Source organism: Bacillus sp. AFS018417, assembly GCF_002560985.1.
Lineage (GTDB): Bacteria > Bacillota > Bacilli > Bacillales > Bacillaceae_G > Bacillus_A > Bacillus_A rhizoplanae.
In genome coordinates, this window is the sequence record NZ_NTTM01000040.1 from 52,139 (window position 1) to 58,451 (window position 6,313).

A 6,313-nucleotide genomic window follows, 5' to 3' on the forward strand; every position below is an offset into this window, starting at 1 on the left:
ATTGAGTAGGAGGGAAACAAATGCGTACGACTTTTATGGCAAAAGCTAACGAAGTTGAGCGTAAATGGTATGTGGTTGATGCTGAAGATAAAACTTTAGGTCGCCTTGCTACTGAAGTAGCATCCATTTTACGCGGTAAAAACAAACCAACATTTACACCACATATTGATACTGGTGATCATGTAATTATTATTAACGCTGAGAAAGTTCACTTAACAGGTAATAAATTAAACGATAAAATTTACTACCGTCACACAAATCACCCAGGTGGACTTAAACAAAGAACAGCTCTAGAAATGCGTACAAACTACCCTGTACAAATGTTAGAGCTTGCTATTAAAGGCATGCTTCCAAAAGGACGTTTAGGACGTCAAATGTCTAAAAAGTTAAATGTGTATGCTGGATCTGAGCATCCACACCAAGCACAAAAACCAGAAGTTTACGAACTTCGCGGATAATTAATTAAAGGAGGGCTTACTTTGGCACAGGTACAATACAATGGTACTGGACGTCGTAAGAGTTCAGTAGCACGCGTACGCCTAGTTCCAGGCGAAGGACGCGTTATCATTAACGGTCGTGATTTTGAAAACTATATCCCATTTGCTGCATTACGTGAAGTAGTGAAACAACCTCTAGTTGCAACAGAAACTTTAGGTAACTACGATGTACTTGTAAACGTACATGGCGGTGGATACACTGGTCAAGCTGGTGCTATCCGTCACGGTATTTCTCGCGCTTTATTAAAAGCTGATCCAGAATACCGTTTAACATTAAAACGTGCAGGTCTATTAACTCGTGACGCACGTATGAAAGAGCGTAAAAAATACGGTCTTAAAGGTGCTCGTCGTGCACCTCAGTTCTCAAAACGTTAATTTTTGCGAACTTCAAACCTCAGCCTTTTGGCTGGGGTTTTTTTATTATGTTCGTAAACATCTTTTATTAGCATCCTCTTCTTTGGAATATTTTAGTGTTGCCTTCTTGTGTATGCTTCCTACTGAGAAGTTTAGACTAATACGTACATAGGGAGGTTTTAAGTACTATGAATGTTATTGTAAGCCTGAAAGAAAAACAAAGAGAAAAGCAGCTGAAGTATGAACGTAAAATACTGCGAGAATTATCCTTACAAACACTCAGAGAAAATATTCGTGATTGCTTTTTTATGGATACATTCCATCGTCATTATGAAGATTATTGTATAGAGGTAGGTATTGAGTCCTATTTATTAGGAGCTAGGTATAGTAAGTTTGGTTATTATGGAGAATCACTTTTAGATGTGAAAAGCAGGTCGTCTCATGAAGAAGTTCAATTAACAGAAATGCTGTTTCATTTTTTGACAAGTGTTCTTTTGCATACTTTAGAAGAAAATGAAGATGAGCAGTTATATCAATTGTGCCAGCGCTTTATTAATGCTTGGTGGCAACAAGGATATGAAAAGGGTGAGAGAAGATATCGCATGAAGCTGCATTAAGAAAATCATAAACTTTCCTCTTGTCCCATATAAGTAAGTAGAGGGACTAGCTAGAGGGGGAAAGGTATGAAAAGAATTCGGATTATTTCTTTTATGTTAGCAGCGGTTGTACTCTTTTTCTTAGTAAGGCAGGATTTTCAAATTACAAAATCGTGGAGAGCGTGGAACTTGCCTTTGTCTGGAAAAATTATTGTATTAGACGCTGGTCATGGTGGCCCGGATGGAGGGGCAGTTGGCGGGGGAGATATTGTTGAAAAAGATATTACACTGGAAATTACAAAAAAAGTGCGAGATTATTTACAAGAACAAGGAGCGCTCGTTATTTTGACACGCAATGGAGACTATGATTTAGCAGACAAAAGCACCAAGGGATATAGTCGCCGCAAAGCAGAGGACTTAAAAAAACGTGTTGATATCATTAATAAGTCTGATGTTGACTTTTTTGTTAGTGTGCATTTGAATGCCCTCCCAAGTGGTGATTCGAAAGGAGCACAAACATTTTATTATCGTTCTTTAGTAGAAAATGAGCGAGCAGCAAAATTTATTCAAGCTGAATTACGAACAAGTCTCGAGAATACGAAGCGTTCGGCAAAAACAATTTCTCGTGTTTATTTATTGAAGCATGCGAAAACACCGGGTGTATTAGTTGAAGCTGGCTTTTTATCCAATGTAAACGAAAGATATTTATTAAACTCAGAGAAATATCAGCAAAAAGTTTCTGCTGCTATATATCGTGGGATATTGCGATATTTTACTGAGAAAGGAAACCCTCCCGATTAAGGGAGGGTCTTCTTTGTAACGGAGTTTTCCGAAAATATGCTATACTTACAATGAAAACGCATTTATTTTGTTCTAATGAGTTATTACACGCTTGTAAGAACTTAATTTAATTTACTTTATCTTATTTTTATAACAGGGGGCGGGACAGGTTATGGTAACGAAAGAACAAGTAGTGGGAGCACTTGAAGGGATTGTAGATCCGTTTCTAAATAAAACATTAAAAGAAACAAATGCTATTAAAGAAGTCACCGTGAAACCGGAAAAAGAACATGTGAGTATTAAAATTGCGATTGTGAAAACAGGAACAGCCGAACAAATGCAGCTGCAAGGAGCAATTGTGAAATTAGTGAAAGAATTAGGAGCAGCAACAGTTGGTTTACGCTTTACGGAATTTACCGAAGAGGAACAATTGCAATTTGCTCCGCAAGAAGAGCAGAGTGAATCTTTATTATCACCGCATTCAAAAACAACTTTCCTAGCAATAGCAAGTGGAAAAGGCGGAGTTGGAAAATCGACTGTTTCTGTAAACTTAGCGATTTCTCTTGCTAGATTAGGAAAAAAGGTTGGAATCGTTGATGCTGATATATACGGATTTAGTGTGCCGGATATGATGGGGATTGAAAAACGGCCTGTTGTACGTGGTGATAAAATCATTCCGGTAGAGCGTTTTGGTGTAAAAGTTATTTCGATGGGATTTTTCGTAGAAGACAATGCACCTGTTATTTGGAGAGGCCCAATGCTTGGGAAAATGTTAAATCATTTCTTCACAGAAGTAGAGTGGGGTGATTTAGATTACTTAGTGTTAGATTTGCCTCCTGGTACAGGTGATGTAGCATTAGATGTACATTCTATGCTTCCGTCTTGTAAGGAAATTATTGTGACAACGCCTCATCCAACAGCGGCGTTTGTAGCTGCTAGAGCTGGTGCAATGGCACTTCGCACAGAGCATGAGATTATTGGTGTTGTGGAAAATATGTCTTATTTTGAAAGTAAAGTGACTGGTGAAAAAGAATATGTCTTTGGTAAAGGTGGAGGAGAAAAGTTAGCGGCAGACCTACAGACAGTAGTACTTGGGCAAATTCCGCTCCAGCAGCCAGATTGGAATGCAGAAGAATTTGCTCCATCCGTATACGATGAGGAGCATAACACTGGAGTAATCTATAAACAAATTGCTAAGCAAGTAATTGAGAGAGCGGCAATTGAACAAAAATAACCCTCAGTACGAGGGCTATTTTTGTTCTTTTTTTCCTTCTTCTGATCCGCCTTCTTTTTTCTGCTCACCGCCACTTTTCTGAGCCTTTTCAACACCTTTACTAATAATATCTATCATTTTTGCTTGGAATAGTGGACTTTCGGCAGTTTCAGTTAAGACTTGCTGTAAATATTGACGATACTCTTTACTTTTCATTGTTTGCATCATGATTTTTCCAACTTCCGGATTTTTCATGATCTCTATAACACCTGCTTGATACTCAGGATCTTTTAATAATGTTTTCATTAAACTTGTTTGTTCTTTCTCCATGCTTTTTGCAAACTTAGCAGCAAACTCAGGATCTTTGAATAATTTTTCCCAAAATTGTTGCCCTTTCTCTGATAGCATAGTATCTTCAATCGTTTTTTTCACTACAGATTCATCTAAAATAAGAGCTTGTTTCATTTTTTCATCGGTTAGTACATCTTGGATTGCTTTTTTGCCTTCATCCGTTTTTAAGATATCAATAATCATTTTTTTCGTTTGATCATAGTCTAATTGGGATTTCGCTTCTTTTTCTTGTGCACATGCAACTATTCCGATAAAAAGGATAAAAGAGACCAAAATGAGCAGAATCCGTTTCATCAGCCGGGACTCCTTTCGCATATTTCTCTTTTTTAATATAAATATCTTGAAGGAATTTATACATATTGATAGCTAGCTTTTTAAAAATGACATTGTTACAATTTAAGTGAAAATATATAGATAATGGGGGATATGTCTGTGAATAGCCGAAAATGGGTACGACTCTTTTTGACGACATTGTTTCTTGGGGGAAGCAGTACAATCTTTATCGGTTTTATTTTAGGGTGGGACAAGTATAATAAATTTTTTCAAAATTTCGACGGAAAGGAAATTTTAATGATTTCTTTTTGGTTGCTTGGGATAGGTTTTATTTTTAGTGTCATTAGTCAGATGGGTTTCTTTGCGTATTTAACAATTCACCGGTTTGGACTAGGGATGTTTCGCTCTCCATCTCTTTGGAATGCAATACAAATTTTCTTAATTGCATTTGTATTATTTGATTTTGTATATTTGCGCTCTGTATTGATTGCAAATGGGAATGAATCACTTGGGATGAATATTTTAGTTGCTGGGACTCTCTTTGTATTTGGAGCAATTGTTGCTTACATAAAAAGTAAAGAGACGAATAAGAAAGCTTTTGTCCCGGCCCTATTCTTTATGATTGTTGTGACTGTTATTGAATGGGTTCCGGCGCTGCGGGTCAATGATACAAATTGGTTATACTTAATGGTTGTGCCGTTGTTGCTATGCAATGCGTATCAAGTTCTAATGTTACATCGTTTAATAGGACAAAAAAGCTGATTCCTATATTGGAATCAGCTTTTATTTTGTTTAATGGACAGTAAGGCTTACGCCTTAGTAAGGTGTAAGTTCAATCTATGTCTTTGCTTTTAGCATTTGTATTAGAGATGAGTTGAGAGACAGGGATGTTTTTAAATCCATCCGTTTTCAATTTTTGAAGCAGCATTGGTAATGCTTGATTTGTTTGTAGTGCCGAATCAGAAGCGTGAAGTAGAATGATATCTCCTTCGCGTAGATTTTCTGAAACGGTGGTAACAATTTTATTGACTCCAGGGTTTTTCCAGTCATTTGAATTATTACTCCAATGTACAACCGTATATCCTAGAGATTCAGCAATTTTTAATACCGTTTTATTAAAGTTACCATTAGGGGGACGTAGAAGTTGAACTTGCTTCACTTGAAGTTTTGTAAATACGTCCTGTGCCTTTAAGAGGTCCCTTCGGATTTCGCCTGCTTCTAAAGAAGTATAGTCTTTGTAATTGTATCCCATACTTCCGATTTCGTGACCATCTTTTATAATACGCTCCACAATATCAGGATGGCGTTCTGCCCATGCTGCTGAAAGAAAGAATGTGGCGTTTGTAATCTTTTTTTCTTTTAATGTATCTAGTATAGGTAATGCTTTCTCATCCCCCCAACTAATATCGAACGTTAAAGAAACCTGTTTTTTTGTCGTGTCTCCTTTATAAATTGCTTTTGGGCCAGTAGTTGTTGAAAAAACCGATTGATAAGAATATGTTTTTAAAAAGAGCAGCCATGCCGTAAAAAGGGAAAGCACAATAATAAGACTAATTTGTTTAAACCTATGTTTACTTGTTATAAAGAAGAAAAACATCGTTTCTCCGCCCCTTTGTCCAATCCTTTTCAGTTACTTATATGCAGAAAAAGAAGAAAAGAGAACTAAACGATTAACATCGTAAGAAAAGGATATACTGAACGGTAACGCTTTATATAATTTATCCTGCCTTGATATTTAGAGAAATGGATGAGATAAGTGTATGAAGTAGAAGAGGATACTTGATTCCAAGTATAAAAAATAACTTTAGTTAATTTTACATATATTAGGAAAGTGGTATGTAGATAAGAAACAGCTGAGGTGACAGAATGATTGGGTTATTGATTACGGAGCAGGAACAGAAAGAATTAGAATATGTATTAAAAAGAGAGTTAGATGAATTGTTATTTGACTTTGCGGATAAGAGGATCCATCGTATTGTAAAAAAGACGATGGAAGAGCGATATAAATTGTTATTTACTGTATTTACAAGAATTGCTCCACCTGAAGATTGTACAAGGTATATGAGAAAAAGAATTTTTTATTAAAAAGTATTGACGATATAGTTTTATATATGATAAATTAATATTCGTCGCTGATGAACGAATTCATCAAGCGGAAAAAGAAATAAAAAACATTGTTGACATCAGATGGTTGAGATGTTAACATAAGGAAGTCGCAAATGAGCGGCTAACAAGTTCTTTGAAAACTG

The 6,313-nt window shown here is 36.3% G+C and carries 9 protein-coding genes; 7 read left to right on the plus strand and 2 right to left on the minus strand.

Translation table 11 applies throughout. The features are described from left to right. The first annotated feature begins 20 nt into the window (after nt 1-20). The 5 genes from rplM (at nt 21) to CN326_RS16210 (ending at nt 3,461) form a co-directional block, all read left to right on the plus strand. A complete protein-coding gene (gene rplM / locus CN326_RS16190) occupies nt 21-458 on the plus strand; it encodes a 50S ribosomal protein L13 (RefSeq protein ID WP_098310017.1) in 438 nt (145 codons plus the stop codon). Nucleotides 459-479: 21 nt separating this feature from the next. Then, nucleotides 480-872 (plus strand): 30S ribosomal protein S9, encoded by a 393-nt coding sequence (rpsI, locus tag CN326_RS16195; RefSeq protein ID WP_020063209.1) that lies wholly within the window; start codon nt 480-482, stop codon nt 870-872. A 167-nt stretch (nt 873-1,039) separates the two neighbouring features. Further along, on the plus strand, nt 1,040-1,468 hold the full coding sequence (locus CN326_RS16200) for a DUF2521 family protein (RefSeq protein WP_098310018.1): 429 nt from the start codon (nt 1,040-1,042) through the stop codon (nt 1,466-1,468). A 66-nt stretch (nt 1,469-1,534) separates the two neighbouring features. Continuing rightward, the gene (gene cwlD / locus CN326_RS16205) at nt 1,535-2,248 is read left to right on the plus strand and encodes an N-acetylmuramoyl-L-alanine amidase CwlD (protein ID WP_098310019.1); all 714 of its coding nucleotides are present in this window, start codon (nt 1,535-1,537) and stop codon (nt 2,246-2,248) included. Nucleotides 2,249-2,399: 151 nt separating this feature from the next. Beyond that, nucleotides 2,400-3,461 (plus strand): Mrp/NBP35 family ATP-binding protein, encoded by a 1,062-nt coding sequence (locus tag CN326_RS16210; RefSeq protein WP_098310020.1) that lies wholly within the window; start codon nt 2,400-2,402, stop codon nt 3,459-3,461. A gap of 15 nt (nt 3,462-3,476) precedes the next feature. On the opposite strand, the gene gerD is transcribed toward CN326_RS16210, so the two are convergent. After that, nucleotides 3,477-4,085: a spore germination lipoprotein GerD gene (gerD, locus tag CN326_RS16215; protein WP_098310021.1), complete on the minus strand. Its 609-nt coding sequence runs from the start codon at nt 4,083-4,085 to the stop codon at nt 3,477-3,479. A gap of 138 nt (nt 4,086-4,223) precedes the next feature. Between gerD and CN326_RS16220 the strand changes: the two genes are divergently transcribed. Next, the gene (locus CN326_RS16220) at nt 4,224-4,826 is read left to right on the plus strand and encodes a KinB-signaling pathway activation protein (protein WP_098310022.1); all 603 of its coding nucleotides are present in this window, start codon (nt 4,224-4,226) and stop codon (nt 4,824-4,826) included. 70 nt (nt 4,827-4,896) lie between these two features. Here the strand turns inward: CN326_RS16220 and pdaB are convergent, their stop codons facing one another. Beyond that, entirely contained in the window at nt 4,897-5,661 is a 765-nt protein-coding gene (gene pdaB / locus CN326_RS16225) for a polysaccharide deacetylase family sporulation protein PdaB (RefSeq protein WP_098310023.1), read from the minus strand. Nucleotides 5,662-5,930: 269 nt separating this feature from the next. On the opposite strand from pdaB, the gene CN326_RS16230 reads away from it, so the two are divergent. Beyond that, on the plus strand, nt 5,931-6,149 hold the full coding sequence (locus CN326_RS16230; protein ID WP_098310024.1) for a hypothetical protein: 219 nt from the start codon (nt 5,931-5,933) through the stop codon (nt 6,147-6,149). The last annotated feature ends 164 nt before the right edge of the window (nt 6,150-6,313 follow it).